Annotated in this window: 17 protein-coding genes; 12 read left to right on the top strand and 5 right to left on the bottom strand. The window is 64.6% G+C overall.

The genetic code is table 11. From position 1 onward, the window contains the following. Positions 1-83: 83 nt before the first annotated feature. The gene (locus tag QDT69_RS28120) at positions 84-647 is read left to right on the top strand and encodes a nitroreductase (protein ID WP_050425664.1); all 564 of its coding nucleotides are present in this window, start codon (positions 84-86) and stop codon (positions 645-647) included. 25 nt (positions 648-672) lie between these two features. On the opposite strand, the gene QDT69_RS28115 is transcribed toward QDT69_RS28120, so the two are convergent. Further along, positions 673-1503 (bottom strand): hypothetical protein, encoded by an 831-nt coding sequence (locus tag QDT69_RS28115; protein WP_279709715.1) that lies wholly within the window; start codon positions 1501-1503, stop codon positions 673-675. 218 nt (positions 1504-1721) lie between these two features. On the opposite strand from QDT69_RS28115, the gene QDT69_RS28110 reads away from it, so the two are divergent. Next, positions 1722-3377 carry an EF-hand domain-containing protein gene (locus QDT69_RS28110; protein WP_279709713.1) on the top strand — a complete coding sequence of 552 codons (1656 nt, stop codon included), beginning with the start codon at positions 1722-1724 and terminating at the stop codon, positions 3375-3377. 8 nt (positions 3378-3385) lie between these two features. Here the strand turns inward: QDT69_RS28110 and QDT69_RS28105 are convergent, their stop codons facing one another. Further along, positions 3386-5869, bottom strand: a complete 2484-nt coding sequence (locus QDT69_RS28105; protein WP_279709712.1) for an EAL domain-containing protein — start codon at positions 5867-5869, stop codon at positions 3386-3388. 237 nt (positions 5870-6106) lie between these two features. Beyond that, a complete protein-coding gene (locus QDT69_RS28100) occupies positions 6107-7177 on the bottom strand; it encodes a hypothetical protein (RefSeq protein WP_279709711.1) in 1071 nt (356 codons plus the stop codon). A 271-nt stretch (positions 7178-7448) separates the two neighbouring features. Between QDT69_RS28100 and QDT69_RS28095 the strand changes: the two genes are divergently transcribed. Beyond that, on the top strand, positions 7449-8483 hold the full coding sequence (locus QDT69_RS28095; RefSeq protein WP_279709874.1) for a patatin-like phospholipase family protein: 1035 nt from the start codon (positions 7449-7451) through the stop codon (positions 8481-8483). 3 nt (positions 8484-8486) lie between these two features. Here QDT69_RS28095 and QDT69_RS28090 read toward each other — a convergent pair whose 3' ends face one another. Together QDT69_RS28090 and QDT69_RS28085 are read right to left on the bottom strand one after the other, a co-directional pair. Continuing rightward, positions 8487-8915, bottom strand: a complete 429-nt coding sequence (locus tag QDT69_RS28090) for a CBS domain-containing protein (RefSeq protein WP_279709710.1) — start codon at positions 8913-8915, stop codon at positions 8487-8489. 191 nt (positions 8916-9106) lie between these two features. Further along, positions 9107-9907: a rhomboid family intramembrane serine protease gene (locus QDT69_RS28085; protein WP_279709708.1), complete on the bottom strand. Its 801-nt coding sequence runs from the start codon at positions 9905-9907 to the stop codon at positions 9107-9109. Between the two features lie 492 nt (positions 9908-10399). Here QDT69_RS28085 and QDT69_RS28080 point away from each other — a divergent pair, with 492 nt between their 5' ends. The 9 genes from QDT69_RS28080 (at position 10400) to QDT69_RS28040 (ending at position 21091) form a co-directional block, all read left to right on the top strand. Beyond that, a complete protein-coding gene (locus tag QDT69_RS28080; protein WP_279709707.1) occupies positions 10400-10954 on the top strand; it encodes a PAS domain-containing protein in 555 nt (184 codons plus the stop codon). Between the two features lie 129 nt (positions 10955-11083). Next, a complete protein-coding gene (locus QDT69_RS28075) occupies positions 11084-12817 on the top strand; it encodes an adenylate/guanylate cyclase domain-containing protein (RefSeq protein WP_279709706.1) in 1734 nt (577 codons plus the stop codon). A 63-nt stretch (positions 12818-12880) separates the two neighbouring features. Continuing rightward, on the top strand, positions 12881-13303 hold the full coding sequence (locus tag QDT69_RS28070; RefSeq protein ID WP_279709705.1) for a cupin domain-containing protein: 423 nt from the start codon (positions 12881-12883) through the stop codon (positions 13301-13303). Positions 13304-13836: 533 nt separating this feature from the next. Beyond that, a complete protein-coding gene (locus tag QDT69_RS28065; protein ID WP_279709704.1) occupies positions 13837-14040 on the top strand; it encodes a DUF3311 domain-containing protein in 204 nt (67 codons plus the stop codon). Positions 14041-14246: 206 nt separating this feature from the next. Next, complete coding sequence (locus tag QDT69_RS28060; protein ID WP_279709703.1) at positions 14247-15803, top strand: sodium:solute symporter; 1557 nt, start codon at positions 14247-14249, stop codon at positions 15801-15803. A gap of 246 nt (positions 15804-16049) precedes the next feature. Continuing rightward, a complete protein-coding gene (locus tag QDT69_RS28055) occupies positions 16050-16706 on the top strand; it encodes a tetratricopeptide repeat protein (RefSeq protein ID WP_279709702.1) in 657 nt (218 codons plus the stop codon). Between the two features lie 192 nt (positions 16707-16898). Next, the gene (locus QDT69_RS28050; protein WP_279709701.1) at positions 16899-18050 is read left to right on the top strand and encodes a DJ-1/PfpI family protein; all 1152 of its coding nucleotides are present in this window, start codon (positions 16899-16901) and stop codon (positions 18048-18050) included. A gap of 104 nt (positions 18051-18154) precedes the next feature. Next, entirely contained in the window at positions 18155-20512 is a 2358-nt protein-coding gene (locus QDT69_RS28045) for an Orn/Lys/Arg decarboxylase N-terminal domain-containing protein (RefSeq protein ID WP_279709700.1), read from the top strand. An 18-nt stretch (positions 20513-20530) separates the two neighbouring features. Continuing rightward, the gene (locus QDT69_RS28040; protein WP_279709699.1) at positions 20531-21091 is read left to right on the top strand and encodes a GNAT family N-acetyltransferase; all 561 of its coding nucleotides are present in this window, start codon (positions 20531-20533) and stop codon (positions 21089-21091) included. The last annotated feature ends 19 nt before the right edge of the window (positions 21092-21110 follow it).

Raw genomic sequence — 21110 nt, 5'->3', positions numbered from 1 at the left:
CTTCACAATCGGTCTAAACTGGCTTTCGTCGGCTTGGTCGTGCCCCCATCTTGGGGGCACGACTCCACTTGAAGGACATTTCCGTGCCCGATGCCATTGAACTCCTGAAGACACGCCGCTCGATGAAACCGCGCGAGATGACCGGCCCGGGCCCGTCCGCGGCCGAGCTCGAGACCATCCTGACCATCGGCGCGCGGGTGCCCGACCACGGCAAGCTGGCGCCCTGGCGCTTCATCGTGTTCGAGGGTGATGCAAGGGTGCGCGCCGGCGACGTGATCGCGAAGGTGTTTGCCCGCAAGAATCCCGGCGCGCCGGCCGCCGATATCGAGGTCGAGAAAAAGCGCCTGACCGACGCGCCGCTGGTGATCGGCGTGGTCTCCTTCACCAAGCCGCACCCGAAGGTGCCGCCGTGGGAGCAGGAATTGTCGGCCGGCGCGAGCGCGATGAACATCGTCACCGCGGCGACCGCACTCGGCTACGGCGCCTGCTGGCTGACCGGCTGGTTCGCCTTCGACCGCGACGTGCTCGACGGCCTCGGCCTCAAGCCGGACGAGAAGCTCGCCGGCCTGATCCACATCGGCACGCCGACCAGGCCGAGCGAGGACCGCCCGCGCCCGGCGCTGACGGATATCGTGACGCGGTTCTGAGCCTGTCGTCGCCGTCGTCGTCCGTTCAATCGATGGCGGCGACGGTCTGGTCGTCGCGAATCTCGAAGAAATGGGGCGATGGAACTTCCAGGGTCGGATCCGCCGTCTCGCTCGCTCTGTTGGCGAGCAGACAGCCGACGAAATCCGGCCGCTTGACACCGGGGCGCGACATCATCGATTTGATCCAGGACGTCGACAGAATGCGGCAAATCCGCTTCGACATCGGACGTGTCCACAGTTCGCCATAGACCACCGCATAACCCATCACGAACGTTCCGGATTCCGCGGCGCTCAAGCGGGTCAGGCAGACATCGGTTGGACCGAGCCGAAGCGCCGGATCGAGAATGCCGAAATCCGGCGCGGCGGGAGAATGACAATGCGCGACCCGCCAATCCCCGGCATCGAACGCGAGCGCCTCTGCTGGGACGGTCCCGGCGAGCTTCTCCTTGATGTTCTCGGTCGTGCTGTCATGGTCCAGAACATGGTCCAGGGTATGCTTCGGATCGATCGAGACCTCGAACGGGAAGCTGTTCCTGTGCGGCACCATGAAGACCCCGTAGGCGGTCGCGGGCCTTGACGTGAACGCCTTGGTCTCGACCACCTTGCCCTCGACATAGGCCTCCCAGTTCTTGCCGCGAATCGCCGTCGATGATCGCGGCCCGTACTTTTCCTTGGCGGCACGGTTCCACTCATCGAGGTGCGACATGTCGAACAAGCTCCACCGGCCGATGGTGAAATATGCTGTCAGCTTCGAGTGAGGGGCAAATCCGTCCTTGACCAGCGCATACAGCAACGATGATCCCAGCACGACGACGGCAATGAGGACAGCAGCTACGATGACAAGCGTTCGTCGCATTGGCTCGATCCCTGTTTGGCCCGACCGTGCAATGGCATCCGTGAGTTTTCGGTAAAGTTGCAAGCGAGGGTTCACGCCACCCACATTTGGCTACCGTCGCCGCGCTAAATTTATCGATCTCGTTACGGTTGCGTTAGGCCTACTCTCGCACGCCGCGACGGAGTAACGCTTGCGACACACGCGCGCCGTTACATTGTCGCCATCCGCACAGGGGACTCATGTCAAGAAAACACGGCTTCGCTCTCGCCACCGTTTGCTCAGTGCTGTTCATTGGACAGGCCCATGCTCAGCCGGCCGATCGCCGGATCGCGCCAAACCAATCTGTCGCGCCCAACCAATATCTTGTCGCGCGCGTTCAGGCCGGCGCGACGCTCGCGCGGTATCTGCAGTCGTTGCGCACCGAGCTGTTGCGGCTCGATGCCAACGGCAACGGTGCAATCGATACGGCCGACGCCGATCTTCTGAACGCCATTGCCGGCGCAAACTTTCGCAGCAATGCCGCGTCGCCGTTCATCAACGCCGACCTCGACGGCGACGGCGTGGTGACGGAGAGCGAGTTGCGGCAGAAGCTCGGATATGAGCTGCGGCTGCGTGGACCGGCAAACCTGTCTTTCCCGCCGAGGTCGCCGGCTGACATCGACGAGCAGATCTCCCAGGAGGTTCGCCGGCTGATGGCGGCTGATACCGACGGCGACGGACGCGTCACCTGGAATGAGATCATCGACTACGCTAAGCGGCAGAACAATTACACGCGGAATTCCACGTCCGCCGCGGCGACGTCGATCCGGCAATTGCTGCCACTGGCTCCGAATGGCGGCACATCGGTCTCGCTGGTCGAGATCGAAGCGGCCGCGGCCGCGGTCTTCGCCGCAGTCGATAGCGACGACAACGGCACGATCTCGCAGGACGAGCTCAGCGAGGCGCGATCGCGTGCTGAACGCACGCTCCGCGAGGAAAAGACCGTGATCGATTGCGGCCTGCCGGCGGCGTCCGAGCGGTCGAAGGTGGTCCTGCTCGGAACCTACGAGACCAATGCACTGTCGAGCGTCGCGCTCGGCTCGCAGGACAGCCTGACCGGCGCCGGCACGATCGTCGTCGAACCCGGCGATCAACCGCTCTATCTCCTCATCGCGTCCTACCAGCCGATCATCTGGCGGTTCGAAGGCGCGGTCGAGCGGATTGAGCGTGTCGTGATCACCACCACGCAGACCGGTATCAACAAATACGCCGCCAAGGATCCGCCATGGGCCGGAGTAACGGGGCTCGCGGCAGACCGCGTCTCCTTTCCACACCAATCGGGATGCTTCGGCTACTTCACCGATGCGCCGTCGCTCGATTCAGCCAAGGCGGCCGCGACCATCAAGCAACAGATCAAGAAAGACGTCGACGTCACCGCGGGCCTTCAGAGGGTCACCGGATTCCAGATTCCCTCGGGCAAGGCGGATACATCCGAGAGCTATCGCATCGCCTTGCTGGCGAAACCAGCCGTCGGTGCTCCGACGATGGGACCCGATACGCCAAATCCGGACCAGAAGGCCGCGACCGGCGATGTCGAGCGCAACTTCCGGCAACTTACCCCCGGCGGCCTGATCGAGATCGACGCCGTGTCCGTGGTGACAAGCACGACCGCTGTGCCTTACGAGGTCAGACCCCAGGAAGCAGGCTTGGTTCAATTGATGCAGAGCGGCGCGCTGACGCGAAATCAGCGCGGCGAGTTCCTGATTCACAAGCAGATGCGGTTTCCGACCGCGCTGGTGGGACGCCACGCAGCAAGGTTCCTGTTGCTGCGCGGCGTGCCGATGCCCGAAGGCGATGCCGGAGGCTCTCTGGTCGTCTCGGAAGAGACCGGCGAGGCTATCGAGAAGCGTCGCTAGAATGTCGGCTACGCCGCCTTCGACGCGCGTTCCGCAAACTTGCTCAGCAACCCCGCGATCTCACTTCCGGGTTTGGCCGCGCTAAACAGGAAACCCTGCACCTCGTTGCAGCCTTCGGCGCGCAGCCAGTCGAGCTGATCTGTCGTCTCGACCCCCTCCGCGGTCGTGGTGATCTTGAGGCTGCGGCCGAGGCCGGAGATCGCGCGCACGATCGCGAGGCAATCGGCGCGCCGCGCCAGGTCCTTCACGAACGAGCGATCGATCTTGATCTTGTCGAACGGGAAGCTGCGCAGATAGCTCAGCGAGGAATAGCCGGTGCCGAAATCGTCCATCGAGATGCTGACGCCGAGCTCGCGCAGCTGATGCAGGATCGCAAGGTTGGCCTCGGTCTCCGCCAGGAACACCGACTCGGTGATCTCGAGCTCGAGTCGCCGTGCCGGCAGGCCGGAATGCGCCAGTGCCGAGATCACGGCCTGCACCAGATTGCGGCTGCGGAACTGGACCGGCGACAGATTAACCGCAACCTTGACGTCGGCGGGCCACTTCATCGCCTCGGCGCAGGCTTCACGCAGCACCCATTCGCCGAGCGCGACGATCAGGCCGATGTCTTCCGCAACCGGGATGAACTCCGCCGGCGAGACCATGCCCTTCTGCGGGTGCCGCCAGCGCAGCAGCGACTCGAAACCCGAGATGCGGTCGGCTGCGATATCGACCAGCGGCTGATAGTGCAGCTCGAACTCGCCGTTGCTGAAGGCCGCGCGCAGATCGCGCTCCATGTCGCGGCGCTTCTGCGCCTGCTGATCCATCTCCGGTTCGAAGAAATGATGCACGCCGCCGCCTTCGGACTTGGCGCGATACAGCGCCATGTCGGCATTGCGCATCAATTCTTCCGACGTCGTGCCGTCGCCTGGCGACAGTGCAATCCCGACGCTAGCGCCGACCACGACTTCGAGCCCGTCGATCTCGTAGGGCGCGCTCAGGGCTTCGATCAGCCGCTCGGCGAACGCGCTCGCCTCGTTCGGCGAGACATCGGCGGCAAGCACGATCGCGAACTCGTCGCCGCCGAGGCGGGCCGCAACGTTGTCGTCGCGAACCACCTCGCGCAGCCGCTCCGCCACCAGCTTGAGCAGGCGATCGCCCATCGGATGCCCGAAGGAGTCGTTGACATTCTTGAACAGGTCGAGATCGACGCACATCACCGCTACGCGCCGGTTGCCGGAGCGGCTGCGCTCCAGCGCCTCGCCCAGGCGCTCCTGGTAGAAGTCCCGGTTCGGCAGGTTAGTGAGACCGTCATGGTGCGCCATGTGCGCGATCCGTGCCTCGGCGGCGCGGCGCTCGGTAATGTCGACCACCGCGACCAGATAGCCGTCGCGGCCCTCGAACGCCACCCGGCGTCCGAAGGTCAGCACATGGATTTCTGTGCCGTCGGCCCTGATGTGGCGCCAGTCGCGGCTCGATTGATAGACGTCGCCGATCTCGCGCAGGGCGGCGCTGTGCGCGCCCCACTCGTCCTCCGGCCAGATCTCGCGCAGCGTCATGCCGAGAAACCGCTCGCGGCTGTACCCGTAGTGCTGAACGGCGGCGTCGTTGACGCTGAGGAATTCCATCGTGCCGGCGTCGAACACCCACATCGGCATCGGGTTGTTCTCGAACAGCAGGCGGAACGACACCTCGCGCTGCTTCAACGCGGTGACGTCGGAAACCGTCAGCGACAGCATGTCGCCGAACGCCGTGACGCCGAGCCGCAGGCAGCGATCGCCGCTGTCGATCTCGAACTGGCCGCCGGGGCCGCTTCCGACGAACCCGCGCAGGCGGTTCATCACGGGTGGCGCCGCAAGCGGATTGCCGCCGGCGCTGAGCCGGCGCCACAGCAATTCGGTTGCGGGCTGCATCAGGAGCCTGGCTGCGCCCTGGTTGAGATGAACGATCTGGAAATCGGCTGCCTCACCCCGGGCATCGCGAATCGCGGCGAGCGACAGCACGCCCTCGTCGGTGGCCGAGAAAATCGTATCGAGCAGATTGTACTGGTCGTTGCGCTCGTTGACGTAGACGCCGACCAGGATGCCGCCCCAGCGCGACCGCGTCGGCAGCGCCAGCACGTCGAAGGTCCGCACCAGTCCATCGCGCACGCAATGCGCCGACGCCAGATAAGGCCGGCAGTTCTCGCGCGCGTTCGCGGCGGCTTCTGTCAACGCCGTCGCGCAGTCCGGAGGCAGCGCGCTGAGCGGAATGTCCCAACGCTCGTCGTTCAGCCAGGTCTGCACATAGCGGCCGGTATGCGAAGCGCACAGCACGCCATCGACGTCGCGCAACAACACGATATGGTCCGCAAGCCGGCCGAGGCTGCCGAGCATCACGTCTTCATAGTGCGGCAGCCTTTCACCGGGACGGACCGCCGCCTGCCACTTGCGCTGCAGCACCGGAACGTCGGCGAACATCTCGGAACTGAACTTGGCCGATGTCTTTGCAGATTTCTTGTTGGCCATGACCATGGCACGCCCCGTTGACGCGAACGACGAGCATGATCCGGAAAAGTGCGAAGCGGTTTTCGGGAAAGATCATGCTCAAACCAAAATCCCCGTGGCATCCAAGTCACGCCGCGGCTTAACGTCATGTAAAAATGGCAGTGCCGTGCGTCACCACCAGCGATTATGACAGCACAAATTGGCGCGATGGTTAGTTCGCATTAGAGACTATGACAGTTGCATGAAATGCAGGTCGGTCGGGCGTTAGCGCGCCACGACCTCGACTTCGCCGTCGACGCCGTTGACGACGTTGAAGGGACGCTCGAACACCTTGCCCTCGTTCTTGGCGATCGCACGATATTCGCCTTCGGAGAGCACGACGCGCGGGAACGCGCCGATCGATTCCTTGATCACGTCGCCGCCCGGCGTGATCACCGACCATGCGGTGTTGGCGAGCGCCTCGCCGCCCTTCTCGCTGACCAGCTTGAGGGTGATGACGGCTGCGCGATGCGTAACGGTGACGTCGGTCAGCTTGCCCGCCGCGACGCGAATGTCGGAACGCACCACCGAGTTGGCGTCACCATAGTTGGAGACGATGTAGTAGGTGCCCTCCGGCAGCAGCGCGACGTCTCCGGCCGACACGTTGGGCACCAGCGGTCCGCGGTCCGAGCCGTCGAACTGACTGCCCTTGTAGATCGCGAACGAGATCTGGTTGGCCGGGATCTTGCTCGAGCCGACCCGGCCCTCGATCCGCAGGCCCCCGGCCGGCAGCACGAACGACTCGCGGTCGGTCTCCGACTTCAGGCTGACGGCGCGCACCGCGCTGACGAGGCCGAGCGCGACATGGACGACATAGTTGCCGGGCGGCAGCACCACGTTGGGCGTCGCCCCGCGTTCCTCGCGGATCAGCTTGTAGGTGCCATTGTCGTCAGGCTTGTCGGCGAACACCCGCCACACCAGCCCGGCATTGATGACCGGCAGGTCCTTGCCGTACCGCGCCGTCAGCGACAGCACCGCCTGTCCCGCGGTCGGCGAGCCGGCCGGCGGCGCGACCGGAGGCACGGTCGCAATCGACGGCTGGACGATGGTCGGCTGGTTCAGCGGGCCGGGCAGCACGGGGCCTGAACCGGATCCGGACGGTGGCGCCAGATTGAGCGCCGGGCTGGACGGCACGTCCGGCACCGAGGCCGGCGGGATCGGCGGCGGCCGGTCGCTGAAGAACTGCGCCGAGCCGGAACCGGGGATCAGGGCGAGCAAAAATGCCGCAAGCGTCAATAGCGGAAGGAGCCGCATGCCCCGCCCGCATCCGCCGATGCCGTTGCCCCTCGTAGTCATGTCAATGCTTTTCAACGAAAACGCGGCAAATTCAAGCCTTCGTCGAAGCTTCGTCACAGTCCTGGCAGGGCTGTCCCCCCATTTGGAACCGCTCGATCAAGCCGATGTTAGCCCTATCGTCGCGGTCCAGTCACATTCCCTGCCTACCGCGGTCCACCCGGGGCATGAATCGTGCCTGCAGGAATAACCATGAAGACGGACGACGCTGGCGCAGTTGTGTCGCGCAGCCTAGTCTCGCGCTGGCAGGAGATTTGTCGTGTTGGATAGCTGGATGGGCCGCGGCCACAAGAGCTCCGACGGCCCCGACAAGGTGGGACTGGGAACGGTTCGCCGGCCCGTGATCGGGCTTGCGCTCGGTGGCGGCGCAGCGCGCGGCTTTGCCCATATCGGCATCATCAAGACCCTGCTCGCCCATGGCATCGTCCCCAACGTCGTGGTCGGCACCTCGATCGGCTCGGTGGTCGGCGGCGCCTATGCGGCCGGCCATATCGACACGCTGGAGCAATGGGCCCGCAGCCTGCAGCCGCGCAGCGTGCTCGGCTACCTCGACATCCGCCTCAACGGCTCGGGCCTGATCGGCGGCACCAAGCTCGCCGCCGAGATCGAGGCAGCGCTGGGGCAGTCCAACATCGAGGACCTCGCGGTCAAGTTCGCCAGCGTCGCGACCGAAGTTCGCACCGGGCACGAGATCTGGATAACCCAAGGCCGCGTGGTCGACGCCATGCGCGCCTCTTACGCCCTGCCCGGCATCTTCGCGCCGGTGCTGATCGGCGACCGCTGGCTGGTCGACGGCGCGCTGGTCAATCCGGTGCCGGTTTCGGCCGCCCGCGCCCTCGGCGCCGAGATCGTCATTGCGGCGAATCTGTCCAGCGACGTGTTCGCGCACTCGACCACGATCTATAACCACGGCGCCACGGCACCTGCACCCCAGGTGACGGTCGCGGTGACCGCCGAGGCGGAGATCGAGCCGGAACCGCCGAAGCGCCGGTTCGGCCGCTTCTTCTCCGCCGAACGCACCGTGAAGCGGGAATTTTTCGGAAGCGCCAGCCGGCCGGGGATCTCCAGCGTCATGGTCGACGCCTTCAACATCATGCAGGACCGCATCACCCGTGCGCGCCTCGCCGGCGATCCGCCGGACATGCTGATCTCGCCGCGGGTCGGCCAGATCGGCTGGTTCGACTTCCACCGCGCCGACGACCTGATCGCACACGGCATCCGCGCGGCCGAACGCGCCATCGGCGCGATCGAGGAAGCGATCGATATCCTGGTGCCGCCGTCGAGCGGCGCGAGCACGACCGGAAAATAGCGCTCAGGCGGTCTTGATGTAGTCGCGCAGCGCTTCCTGCTCGTGCTCGTATTCCTGCACGCGACGCTTGACGACGTCGCCGATCGAGATCAGCCCGACCACCTTGCCGTCCTCGACAACAGGGAGATGGCGGAATTTGCCTGTCGTCATCATCTCCATCAGGCCGCTGACAGTATCGGACTCCCGGCAGCTCACGACCTTCCTGGTCATGACCGTACTCACCGGCTCGTCCAGCACGCCCGCGCCGCGCTCCGAGAGCACGCGCACGATGTCGCGCTCCGACAGGATGCCCTCGATGCGGCCCTGCTCCATCACCAGCACCGCACCGATCTTGCGCTCGCCAAGCAGCTTAATCGCGGCCGAGAGCTTCGCGCCGGGTGCGACGCTCATCACCTGATGGCCCTTTGCATCGAGAATGGAACGTACCGTCATTGTCGGCCTCCCTGAATCCGTCCGCGCCTCGCTTGAGCGGGGCCGCGCCTGTTCGCCAGAGTCTTCAATCAACAGTTCCGCGCCGATTTCGGTTCCGGGGCGCGGTCGGTAGCTGGGCTCGATTTGTCGGCCCGCTTTGTTTCTGCGTCGCAAAGATGATGGAGGAATTCGAACCGAGCCGCAAGCGGGGATCAGACGCGCCTCGACTGATCCGCCGATGACGCATCTGCAGCATCGTCTCGCGCGCGCGGGATCGGATCGAACAGCGAGAACAGCAACAGCCCGGCGAGGAAGCCGCCGATATGTGCCTGCCAGGCGACGCTCGCCTCCTCGCCGCCAAGCGACAGCGAGGTGGCGCCGAACAGGATATTGACACCGAACCAGATCGCCAGGAACGCGAGCACCCGTCCGTCGCGCAGCGCCCGCCACAGCGACAGCGCGGACACCTTGGCGGCCGCCTCGGCATCGCCGCGGCTGAACGACAGGAAGCTGCCCTTCACGAAGGCGAAGCGGATCGCCGCCGCCATCGTCCCCGAAACCGACGCCGAGGCGCCGATCATCGGCGCGATCGCATGCTCATGGGTCAGCAGATGCGCGAGCGCGCCGGCGGCCGCCGTCACCGCCATGAAGACGAAGAAGCGCACTGCGCCGAAGCGCCGCGCCAACGCGCTGCCGAACGGCAACAGCCACAGCACGTTGAAGCCGATATGGGTGAGGTTGGCATGGAGCAGCGAATAGGTGACGAAGGTCCAGACCTTGGCGCCCTCGCCGCCCGGGAAGGTGATGTCGAGCAGCGTCGTATCGTAGCGCTTCGGGATGAAGCCGAAGACATCGATGGTCCAGTTCTCCATCTCCGGCGGCAGCAGCACCCGCAGATGGATCGCCGCGATCAGGAGGATGTAGGCGATGAGCGCCGCCGGCAAGGTCAGGATCGGCTCGCGCGGCGGCGCCTCCGGCGGCGGCTCGAGCGGGGATTCGGGATGGGAGTCCAAGGGGTCGGCGACCTCGAAAGCGGCTGTGAATCAGAGATAGGCGGCTTTCACACCCCTGTGCAAGTGCACAATCCCGAAATCGGACACAGGGTGCAGCAGGGTGCCGGAATCGAGACAAAAGAAAAGGGAGGGCGCTGAGAACACCCTCCCTTATCGGCTGGTCTTCTCGCGCCCCTGGAGGATCAGGGAGAACATCCCCACCCCTCCCCGCACGATGACCAAACTGTTTGACGCCACCTGTGTACCAACCGCGCCGGCGCTTGGGGCAGCCGGCGAACGAGAACGCGCGGACCCTACGTTGGAGTTCCTGGGACGCCAAGGACATAGTTAAATTTACGTTAACAACACAAAGCTGCCGATAAGCCGCCCAAACCGCGGCCGCGGCATGGACGCTGCACAGCCTTCCCTGCACAACAGAGAAGGGAAGGCGCCTTGAGCAAAACCGGGACAGATGTGTCCCGCCGAGCCAGGGCGCCGGGCAAGGTTCTTTAGATGAAACACAGCTCCAGCCGCGAATTCTTCGCCTATTGGAATGCGAAGCGCGGCACCGCGCGTGCACCCGACCGGAGTGAGTTCGAGCCGTCCGCGGTGCGCGAGCTGCTCTCCGACATCTTCGTACTGTCCTATGACGGCGAGACCCGCTTTCCCTTCCGCGTCGCCGGCACCCGGACCTCCGCCCTGCTCGGCTGCGACCTCAAGAACCGCAGCTTTTCCGCCCTGTTCACCGGCGAGAGCCGCGGCGAGATCGAAGACATCATCACCTGCGTCGTCGAAGAGACCCTGCCGGCCATCGCCGGCATCACCGCGACGACCGAAACCGGGTCCAAGGCGCATCTCGAATTGCTGCTGCTGCCCTTCACCGCCCGCGTCCATATGCCTGCGAGCCTGACCGGCCTGCTCGCCCCGTTCGAGGACGACGTCACCCGGCTGCACGGCCTGGCCCTGACCTCGTGGCGTTACCTGCATCCCCAGGAGCGGTTCGTGCCGCGCACCTTGCGCAAGCTCGCGATCGCGCGCGGCCTGATGGTCTACGAAGGCATCCGCTAGCCGCCCCTGCTCGCCTGACCACGGGATGGCAGGAACCGGTCGCTTGCACCGCGGGCCGTGGAACTCTATTAGCTGGTGCGCCGCCACGGCGGGGGTGACCCGCTTGTTGCAGCTGCGGCGGGGCTCGGCATGTTTCGAAATTCGATCAGGCAGAAGATCGTCGGCATTGCCGCGGGACTGATCGTCCTCGCGGTGATCACCTCGCTGCTGTCCATGGTGATGGCGGGCCAGGTCGGCCATCTCCTGGACGAGCTCACCAACCGCTACATCCCCGCCTACGGCCATCTCGCCCGCGTCAACATCCGCGCGCTCGAGCGTTCGCTGGCGATGCGGCGGATGATGATGGCGAAGATGCAGGGGCCGGGCGAAGACAGCGGCTATGCGACGGCGCGCAAGAGCTTCGACGAAATCGAGCCCCTGCTCAAGCGCGAGGCCGATGCCGCGCGCGTGCTGATCGACGCGATCATCGCCGATCGCTCGACCCCCTCCGACAATGCCGCGCTCGGACGTCTCGACGACCGCATCGACAATGCCGTCAACGATCTCCTGATGCGCCTGAACGCAGAGAACAAGACCCTGCTCGAGCAGCTCGACGCGAAGGACTTTGCGGCCGCCCGGCAGACCACACTCCGCGCCGACGCGTTGCGCGACGACTTCAACAACCGAATCGAAGGTATCCGAGCCGACATGCTGGCGCAGGTCGCCTCGGCCGCTGCGAAGGTGATGGGCGCGCAACAGCGCGCGATCATCATCTCGGGCGTGGTGACTGCGATTGCCGCGATCCTCGGCTTCGTGTTCGCGATGCTGGTCGGCAGCGGCATCACCCGCCCGGTGATGCGCCTGCTCGAGGGCACCCGCGAGGTCGAGGCCGGCCGTCTCGACGGTACCATCGCCATCACGACCCAGGACGAGATCGGCCAGCTGTCGGCGGCCTTCAACCGCATGATCGAGACGCTGCGCCACAACCAGCGCATCCGTGAAACATTCGGCCGCTACATCAATCCGCGGATCGCCGAGGGCCTGCTCGAGCAGCCGGCGATCGCCGCCACCGAAGGCCAGCGCCGCATCATGACGGTGATGTTCTGCGACATGAAGGGCTTCACCAGCCTGAGCGAAGGCGTGACGCCGCGCGGCCTCGTCAAGATCATGAACCTCTATCTGTCGACGATGTCGGCGCCGGTCCACGCGCATCGCGGCATCATCGACAAATATATCGGCGACGCCATCATGGCCTATTGGGGCGCGCCCTTCGTCGAGGAAGCCGAGCAGACCCACCTCGCCGCACTTGCCGCCATCGACATGGTCGGCCAGGTCAATCAGCTGCGCAAGGATCTGCCCGAGCTGCTCGGCGTGCGCGCGATCCCGGCCGACTGCGACATCAGGATCGGCATCGCCACAGGCGAGGCGCTGGTCGGCAGCATCGGCTCCGAATTCATGATGAGCTACACCGTGCTCGGCGACACCGTGAACCTCGCCTCGCGGCTGGAAGGCGCCAACAAGTTCTACGGCAGCCGCAGCCTGATCTCGGAGGCGACCGCCGCGGCCTGCGCCACCACCATCGAGCTGCGCGAGATCGATTGTCTGGTCGTGGTCGGCCAGACCCAGCCGGTCGCCGTGTTCGAGATCATCGGCAAGAAGGACGAGTTGTCGCCGGCGCAGACCGAACTGCGGCAGCACTACGCGGACGGCCTCGCCGCCTATCGCGAGCGCCGCTGGGACGACGCCGAACTGGCCTTTGCCGCTGCGCTCGCGGCTGTGCCGAACGATGGACCATCGACCGCGCTGAAGGCGCGGGTCGTGAGTTTCCGGCAGAATCCGCCGGCAGCCGATTGGGACGGTGCGTGGCACCTTGAGTCCAAGTAGAGTTACCCACCGGCGTCACGTCGCGCGCCGCATATCCTGCACACAGCCATGCACGAGACCATCATGCCTGAACTGATCAATCTTGGCGCCCTGCAATTGAAATTCCTGCAGAGCAAGGAGATCACCGGCGGTAGCATCGACCTGTTCGAGATGACGTTGCAGCCGAACGCGCGGATGCCGATCCCGCATTATCACGAGAGCTGGGACGAGACGATCTACGGGCTGTCGGGCGTTTCGGCCTGGCGGGTCGACGGCAGGGACATCGACCTCGGCGCCGGCGACACGGTGTTCATCAAGCGCGGCATCGTGCACGGCTTCACCAACCGCTCGAACGGTCCCGCGAGCTGTCTCTGCATCTTGAGCCCCGGTGCACTCGGCCCGCAATACTTCAAGGAGATGGCAGCGCTGCTGAGCGGCGGCGCGCCCGATCCCGCGAAGATGAAGGAGACCATGCTGCGCTACGGTCTGGTGCCTGTGGCGCCTTGAGGCCGTCAAGGCCATCAATGTCATGAATTGTGCAGGCAGGCTCAGCCGGTTCGGTCGATATCGGAGAGACCCGTTTTCATCATCGATCGTCCTCGTCGCCGCGCATCCGGATCGACATTGAGGGTTTGATGGACGTGCCCGCGTTTCCGTTCTCCTCCGAGGGTGCCGTCAACCGGTACCCCATAAGAGTGCGGCGACGCGCCGTCCACGACAATGCCGGGACGATGCTGCACTTGCGAACAAACCTATAGCCCGGTTCTGACTAGCGGAATGACAGGGATTGGGAACCAAAGTTCCGCGAAAGTCATATACTGGATGGCCGCGGCGCGTTGCCGTGGATCGCTTTTCAGCTCGTTGATGCTGCAAGAGAGTTGATCGGCTCGCCATCAAATTTGGACGAGCCCCGTCGCTCGCGGGATCAGGCACGACATTGGTGATGGATCGCCGAGCCGCGAGCGAGTTTTCGAACCACGCAGCGATCGCGCTGGCGAGCGCAACATCAGCAGGAGCCTGGCTTCCTCCGAGGAGGAAACGTGAATCAACATATCAGACGTACAGAATGGAGCTGGTGGTATCTGCTCCTTCTCATTCAATTCATCGCAGTGCTCTGGCCGCCATTCTACAACAGGATCGAGCCATCCTGGATCGGCATGCCATTCTTCTACTGGTACCAACTTCTTTGGATCATCATCGGAGCCGTCCTGACTGCGATTGTCTACGTTGCAACCGAGGACTAGAGCATGATCCGGAAAAACATGAAGCGTTTTCCCTCGCGACGAACGCGGAACGCATTTGCGCGGAGATCACGCTCAAACAAGGAGCTACAGCGCTAGGACGATTCAACGCAATCTCATCGTGCTGCGCACCGAAACAACGTCGGGCCGGACTGCCGAGATGAGGAGAAAGCGACGAGGTAACGAGGAGGGCTAACCGGGAGGGTGCCGTGCAGGACGTGAACTGGACCGCCTTCATCATTTTCGTGGTGCTGTTTGCCTTCATCACCTGGTTGGGCTTTGCCGCGGCCCGCTGGCGCCAGGGAGACCTCGATCTCTTGCATGAATGGGGGCTCGGAGGACGTCGTTTCGGCACCGTCGTCACCTGGTTCCTGATCGGCGGCGACCTCTACACGGCTTACACGTTCGTTGCCGTTCCGGCACTCGCCTTCGGGGCCGGCGCAATCGCGTTTTTCGCCGTCCCCTACACGATTGTCGCCTACCCCATTCTCTTCCTGGCTTTTCCGCGGCTGTGGTACGTCTGTCACAAGCACAACTACATCACCGCCGCCGACTTCGTGCGCGGGCGCTTCGGCAACCGCTGGCTCGCGCTGGCAGTCGCAGTGACTGGCATCGTGGCGACGATGCCATACATCGCGTTGCAACTTGTCGGGCTGCAGGTCGTGATCGGAGGCTTGGGCATTTCCGGAGAGGGTTACGCCGGCGACCTGCCGCTCGTCATCGCTTTCATCATCCTCGCGGCCTTCACCTATTCGAGCGGGCTACGAGCCCCCGCCTCGATCGCCATTGTCAAGGACATCCTCATCTATGTGACCGCATTCGCCGCGGTCGTCGTCGTGCCGATACAGCTGGGCGGCTTTGAGAAGATCTTTGCGGCCGTACCGGCCTCGAAACTGCTGCTGGCTCCTCCCGGCGCCAACACGACCGGCGCATATGGGGCTTACGCGACACTGGCGCTGGGATCGGCGTTTGCGCTCTTCCTCTATCCGCACTCCATCACCGGGATCTTCGCCGCAAGCAGCGGTCAAGCCATCCGTCGCAACGCCGCACTGCTGCCGGGCTATTCGTTCATGCTCGGTCTGCTCGCGCTCATCGGCTTCTTCGCGATCGCCGCAGGCGTCAGCGAACTTCCCGAATATGCGGCCGGCTTCAGGCAGTTCGGCAACAACTTTGCAGTGCCGGCACTGTTCCTCCATAGCTTCCCCTCTTGGTTCGTGGGGATCGCATTCGCGGCCGTCGGGATCGGAGCACTCGTCCCGGCGGCCATCATGTCGATTGCCGCGGCCAACCTCTACACCCGCAACATTCATCGCGAGTTCATCAATCGACAGCCGACCGACAGGCAAGAAGCGCAGATCGCAAAGTTGGTATCGCTGATTGTCAAGTTTGGCGCGCTGGTCTTTATCCTCTTCCTGCCGTCCAAGTTTGCGATTTACCTGCAGCTCCTCGGTGGCATCTGGATCATCCAGACACTGCCCTCGGTGCTGCTGGGCGTGTATACGCGCTGGTTCAATGATTGGGCATTGCTGATCGGTTGGGCCGCCGGAATCGCCACCGGCACCGCGATGTTCATCGCCGCGAATCTTGCCCCGACCTATGCGCTTGCGATCGGCACCTTCACCTTCCCAGGCTATGCGGCGCTTTACGCGGTGATCGTCAACCTCGGTCTGACAGTTGTCCTCACCCTGCTGCTCACCTCGCTGGGCGCCGGTTCGACCGACGAAACCGTCGCAACCGAATATCATGCGCCGTCGCCGACGGCGTAATCCGCGGCCTCACCGGGCAAGAGCAAACCATCACGCCCCGCAACTAACACGGATGTTAGATTCTGACTGCCCACGCCAGGACCGCACCACCGTGTGTGCGACACGCGGCGCCGCTCGCGCCAGAAGGGCAGCGCGATTGCCAGATTCTTTCCCGCAATATTTTTCTTGGAGAATGGGGAATGCCACGCGTCACGCGGAGTTGTTGATTCAGGCCAACGACTGGCCTGTTCGAATCGGGAGGTTTGCATGATCCGGTCACCGATGAAGCTCGCAACGTATGTGGCACTCCTGGCAGCGCCGCTCATCCTGTTCCCGCCACAGAGCGTCATTGCGGCGGGAGGTGGCGGTGGTGGCGGTGGTGGCGGTGGTGGTGGTGGTGGTGGCGGTGGCGGCGGTGGTGGTGGTGACGTAAATGACGGAGACTTCTACGGGTCGCACTACAGCACCCCCGCACCGTCCTATCCTCAGCTGAAAGACAGGAGGGCCACACAGAAGAAGAAGCCCGCCAAGCAGTCGAGCTTCGAGGATCCGGCATTCCGCGAAGGTTATCGCGCGGCTTATGCGACGATCTACGAGCGTAACGATTACGCGGCCGCGATCGATCAGCTGCACGCGCTCGGCAACGACGATCATCCGAACGTCGCCAATCTGATCGGCTACTCCTATCGCAAGCTCGGCGACTACAAGCAGTCGCAGGTCTGGTACGAGCGCGCGCTGAAGGCCGACCCGAACCACGTGCTGACGTGGAACTATTACGGCTTGTGGCAGATCGAACAGGGCAACCGCGAGGCTGCGGAGTATCATCTGAGCCGGATCGCCGAGATCTGCGGCACCGATTGCGACGAATATCGCTCGCTGGCCGCCGCGCTCGAGAAACCGCCGGGGACAAGTCTCGTCTATTGAGCGAGCTCGTAGCGCGCATGAGCAACATGCGGGGACACATCGGCCCCGAATGTCGCTGGCGCTCATCCGGACAGCGCGCCTGAGGCGCGCTGTCCGCGTGTCCGTTTTTGCGGGAATTTCGCCATTCCGATCGGCATGCGCGCCGACTAGCTTCCGCGCCGTGCGACGCAAGCGGATACGAGATCGATCATCATGACCTGGCGGCTTCTCGCGTGGAGCGGCATCGCCGTCGCCGCGCTGACTCCAATCATCGGCGGCATCTGGCTCCTCATCCTGCCCGCGGCATCGGCGTTCCGGGTTCCGCCACCGATCGCACAGCAAGAGCATGATGCAACGCTCGCTGCGCTGAAGCCGCCGAAGCGCGCCCGCCCGTTGATCGCGATCATCGGCATCAACGACATGACCGAGACCACCGACTATCTGATGCCCTACGGCATCCTCAAGCGTGCCGATATCGCCGATGTCGTCACGCTTGCGACCGGGCCAGGTCCGGTCACGCTGTTCCCGGTGCTGAAGGTCGAGCCTGATGCCACGATTGCCGCATTCGATGCTGCGCACCCCGATGGCGCCGACTACGTCATCGTGCCGGCGATGAGCCGCGACGACGATCCGGCCGTCATGCAATGGATCCGGCGGCAGGCGGAGCAAGGCGCCGTGATCGTCGGCATCTGCGCTGGCGGCAAGGTCGTCGCCGCGACCGGCCTGCTCGACGGACGGCGCGCGACGACGCATTGGTTCTACCTGAAGGACTGGCGCGACAATCATCCCGCGATCCGCTACGTCGCCGACCGCCGCATCGTGGTCGACCGCGGCGTCGCGACGACGACCGGCATCTCGGCGTCGATGCCGATGTCGCTTACCTTGATCGAGGCGATCGCCGGCCGCGCCAGGGCGGAGGCCGTCGCCCGCGAGATCGGCCTGCCCGATTGGGATGCGCGGCATGACAGCAGCGCCTTCAAGTTCACCCGCCCCTTCGCACTGACCGCGATCCGGAACACGCTGGCATTCTGGAACCGGGAGCAGTTCGGCCTTGCACTCGTCCCCGGTGCCGATGAGGTCTCGCTGGCGCTGGTGGCGGACAGCTGGTCGCGCACCTATCGTTCGCATGCCGCGACATTCGCCGCGACCGCCGATCCCGTGACGACCCGCAATGGCCTGCGCATCTATCCGCAAATCGTGGCGGCCAGCTGGCCCGCCGACCGCCTGCTGCCGGCGGTCGGCACGACACCGCCCGCACAGGCGCTCGACCAGGCGCTTGCCGGGATCGAGGCACGCTATGGCTCGGGCACAGCGGACTTCGTCGCCGTGCAGCTGGAATATGCGAGAGGCTACGCCGAGCGCTGAAAGGCGACCCCTCCATTCGCATTTGATAGTCTGCCATCCCCATTGTCATCTGTTTGTCATGAATAGTGCCGACACGTCAGCGCCAGCACAGTTCGGGGACACGCATGGACTATTTCAAACGCTTCAACTTCCTGTTCGCCGCGCCGGTTTTCGAGGCCGACGACCTCGAAGGCATCCGGTTCAACCAGATCATCACCGAAATCGAGCGCTCCGGCTTCGAGGTGGTCCGCGCCCGCAAGCTGGAAGATGCCGAGATCGCGGTGCAGACCGATGCGGCGATCGGCTGCATGGTGGTCGACTGGGGCAAGAAGGGACTCGAAGGCAAGACCGCGGCGCTGATCAATTTGATGCGCCGGCGCGGTCTCGACTTCCCGATCATCCTCCTGATCCGCCGCAAGCGCTTCGAGGACCTCCCGGTCGAGGTGCTCGACTTCATCGACGGCTACGTCTTCTTGTCCGAGGAAACCCCGCCCTTCATCGCCAAGAACCTGATCTCCAGGCTCAAGCAGTACGCCGAGAACCTGAAGACCCCGTTCTTCGGGGCGCTGGTCGACTATGCCGAGGAAGGCAACCAGCTCTGGACCTGCCCGGGCCACAATGGCGGCGTGTTCTACAGCCGCAGCCCGATCGGCCGGGTGTTCGTCGAACATCTCGGCGAAGCCGTGTTCCGCGACGACCTCGACAATTCCGTGCTCGACCTCGGCGACCTCCTCACCCATGAGGGGCCGGCGCTGAAGGCGCAGAAGGAGGCCGCTCGGATCTTCGGCGCCGAGAAGACCTATTTCGTGCTCAACGGCACCTCGACCTCGAACAAGGTCGCGCTCGGCTCGCTGGTGACCGACGGCGACCTCGTGCTGTTCGACCGCAACAACCACAAGGCCGCGCATCACGGCGCGCTTTTGATCGGCGGCGGCATCCCGGTCTATGTGCCGACGGTGCGCAACGCCTGGGGCCTGATCGGCCCGATGCGCTGGGACCTGCTCGACGAGGGCACGCTGCGCGACCACATCCGCAAGCATCCGCTAGTCAAGGACGAGAACGCCTGGAAGAAGGAGCGCCCGTTCCGCGTCGCCGTGGTCGAGCAGTGCACCTATGACGGCACCATCCACTCGGCCGAGATGATCCTGAAGCGGATCGGCCATCTCTGCGACTACATCCTGTTCGACGAGGCCTGGGCCGGCTTCATGAAATTCCACCCGATCTATGCCGGCCGCTTCGCGATGGGGCTAGCCAATCTCGGCCCCGAGGCGCCCGGCATCATCGCCACCCAATCGACCCACAAGCAGCTGGCGAGTTTCTCGCAGGCCTCGCAGATCCATATCCGCGACCGCCACATCAAGGGCCAGAAGCGCCGGGTCGAGCACCGCCGCTTCAACGAAAGCTTCATGCAGCACGCCTCGACCTCGCCGTTCTATCCGATCTTCGCCTCGCTCGACGTCGGCGCGCAGATGATGAAGGGCCGCTCCGGCGAAGTGCTGTGGGACGACACGATCCGGCTCGGCATCGAGCTGCGCAAGAAGATCCGCGCGGTGAGGCGCGAGTTCGAGGAGAAGGAAACGCGTCCCGAGCGGCGCTGGTTCTTCGAGCCGTTCGTACCGGACCGCGTCATGATCCCGGACGTCGCGCGCGAGAACGGCGTGCACAACGTCGCCTGGGAGACGATCTCGACCGATCAACTGGCGACCAATCCGTCCTACTGGCAGCTCAGCCCGGGCCAAACCTGGCATGGCTTCCCCGAGCTGACGGAAGGCTTCGCCATGACCGACCCGAACAAGCTCACCTTGCTGACGCCGGGCTTCGATCACGCCACCGGCGCCTATGCCGATCACGGCATCCCCGCGCCGGTCGTGGCGCAATATCTGCGCGAGAACCAGATCGTCGCCGAGAAGAACGACCTCAACTCCCTGCTCTTCCTGCTGACGCCCGGCGTCGAGGCCAGCAAGGCCGGCACGCTGGTCTCCGGGCTCGTCGCCTTCAAGAAGCTGCACGACGACAACGCGCTGATCGAGGACGTCATCCCCGAATTCTTCCGCCGCCGCCCGCAACGCTACAGCGGGGTGCGGCTGCGCGACCTCTGCGGCGACATGCATCGCTTCTTCCGCGACGGCGGCGTCAGCACGCTGCAGGCCAGGCAATTCCTCCCCGAACATCTGCCCGAGATCGCGATGTCGCCGCGCCAGGCCGCGCAATACCTGATCCGCAACGACGTCGATTATCTGCCGATCGACCAGATCTTCGGCCGTGTCGCTGCGACGCCGTTCGTGGTCTATCCGCCCGGCATCGCAACCATCGTGCCCGGCGAGCGGCTGTCGGAACGCAGCAAGCCGATGATCGACTACCTCAAGATGTTCGAGGCGAGCTTCAACGCGTTCCCGGGCTTCGAGGTCGAGGTGCAGGGCATCTACAAGGAGATTGACGAATCCGGCCGCGTCCGCTTCTACACCTACGTGGTCTCCGAATAAGGCAACGGTCTACACGCAATGGAGAATGATCAGAAGATCACCGTCCGTCCGTCCCGTGACAGCGATGTCGATGCGATGCTGTCGATCTACCGCCACCACATCCGCCACGGCATCGAGGAGAGCGTCGACGATAGCGGCACGCCGGAGCCCGACGATCTGCGCGACCGCCGCAAGAACCTGCGCAGCACCCGCCTGCCGCATCTGGTCGCGGTGTGCGACGGCGAGGTGGTCGGCTACGCCTATGTGGTCCAGTTCCGCAAGCGCCCGGCGTACCGCTACACGGTGAAGCACTCGATCTATATTCACCACCGCTTCACCGGCAAGGGCGTCGGCGGCAAGCTGCTGCAGGAGCTGGTCGACACCTGCGCCGCGGCCGGCTTCCGCCAAATGATCGGCTACATCGACAGCGACAACGCCGCATCGCTCGCGCTGCACGACCGCTTCGGCTTCGTTCGCGTCGGCCATTTGCCCGGCGTCGCCTACCGCTACGGCCGTTGGTCCGACACCGTGATGGTGCAGCGCTCGCTCGCCGCCGGCGCCACCGCCCCGCCCCCGCCCGCGCCGCTGTCGCGGCGGTGATGGCCCGGCGCCTTCCATT

Origin of the sequence: Bradyrhizobium sp. CER78 (assembly GCF_029846235.1) — a bacterium.
Classification (GTDB): domain Bacteria; phylum Pseudomonadota; class Alphaproteobacteria; order Rhizobiales; family Xanthobacteraceae; genus Bradyrhizobium.
This window is presented reverse-complemented; position numbering and strand designations above follow the sequence as displayed.

What these genes read in the sequence shown, in the direction of transcription:
- QDT69_RS28115 (WP_279709715.1), bottom strand. Translation starts at nt 1,503, where the DNA reads ATGCGACGAACGCTTGTCATCGTAGCTGCTGTCCTCATTGCCGTCGTC.
- QDT69_RS28110 (WP_279709713.1), top strand. Translation starts at nt 1,722, where the DNA reads ATGTCAAGAAAACACGGCTTCGCTCTCGCCACCGTTTGCTCAGTGCTG.
- QDT69_RS28105 (WP_279709712.1), bottom strand. Translation starts at nt 5,869, where the DNA reads ATGGTCATGGCCAACAAGAAATCTGCAAAGACATCGGCCAAGTTCAGT.
- QDT69_RS28100 (WP_279709711.1), bottom strand. Translation starts at nt 7,177, where the DNA reads ATGACTACGAGGGGCAACGGCATCGGCGGATGCGGGCGGGGCATGCGG.
- QDT69_RS28095 (WP_279709874.1), top strand. Translation starts at nt 7,449, where the DNA reads ATGGGCCGCGGCCACAAGAGCTCCGACGGCCCCGACAAGGTGGGACTG.
- QDT69_RS28090 (WP_279709710.1), bottom strand. Translation starts at nt 8,915, where the DNA reads ATGACGGTACGTTCCATTCTCGATGCAAAGGGCCATCAGGTGATGAGC.
- QDT69_RS28080 (WP_279709707.1), top strand. Translation starts at nt 10,400, where the DNA reads ATGAAACACAGCTCCAGCCGCGAATTCTTCGCCTATTGGAATGCGAAG.
- QDT69_RS28075 (WP_279709706.1), top strand. Translation starts at nt 11,084, where the DNA reads ATGTTTCGAAATTCGATCAGGCAGAAGATCGTCGGCATTGCCGCGGGA.
- QDT69_RS28070 (WP_279709705.1), top strand. Translation starts at nt 12,881, where the DNA reads ATGCCTGAACTGATCAATCTTGGCGCCCTGCAATTGAAATTCCTGCAG.
- QDT69_RS28055 (WP_279709702.1), top strand. Translation starts at nt 16,050, where the DNA reads ATGATCCGGTCACCGATGAAGCTCGCAACGTATGTGGCACTCCTGGCA.
- QDT69_RS28050 (WP_279709701.1), top strand. Translation starts at nt 16,899, where the DNA reads ATGACCTGGCGGCTTCTCGCGTGGAGCGGCATCGCCGTCGCCGCGCTG.
- QDT69_RS28045 (WP_279709700.1), top strand. Translation starts at nt 18,155, where the DNA reads ATGGACTATTTCAAACGCTTCAACTTCCTGTTCGCCGCGCCGGTTTTC.
- QDT69_RS28040 (WP_279709699.1), top strand. Translation starts at nt 20,531, where the DNA reads ATGGAGAATGATCAGAAGATCACCGTCCGTCCGTCCCGTGACAGCGAT.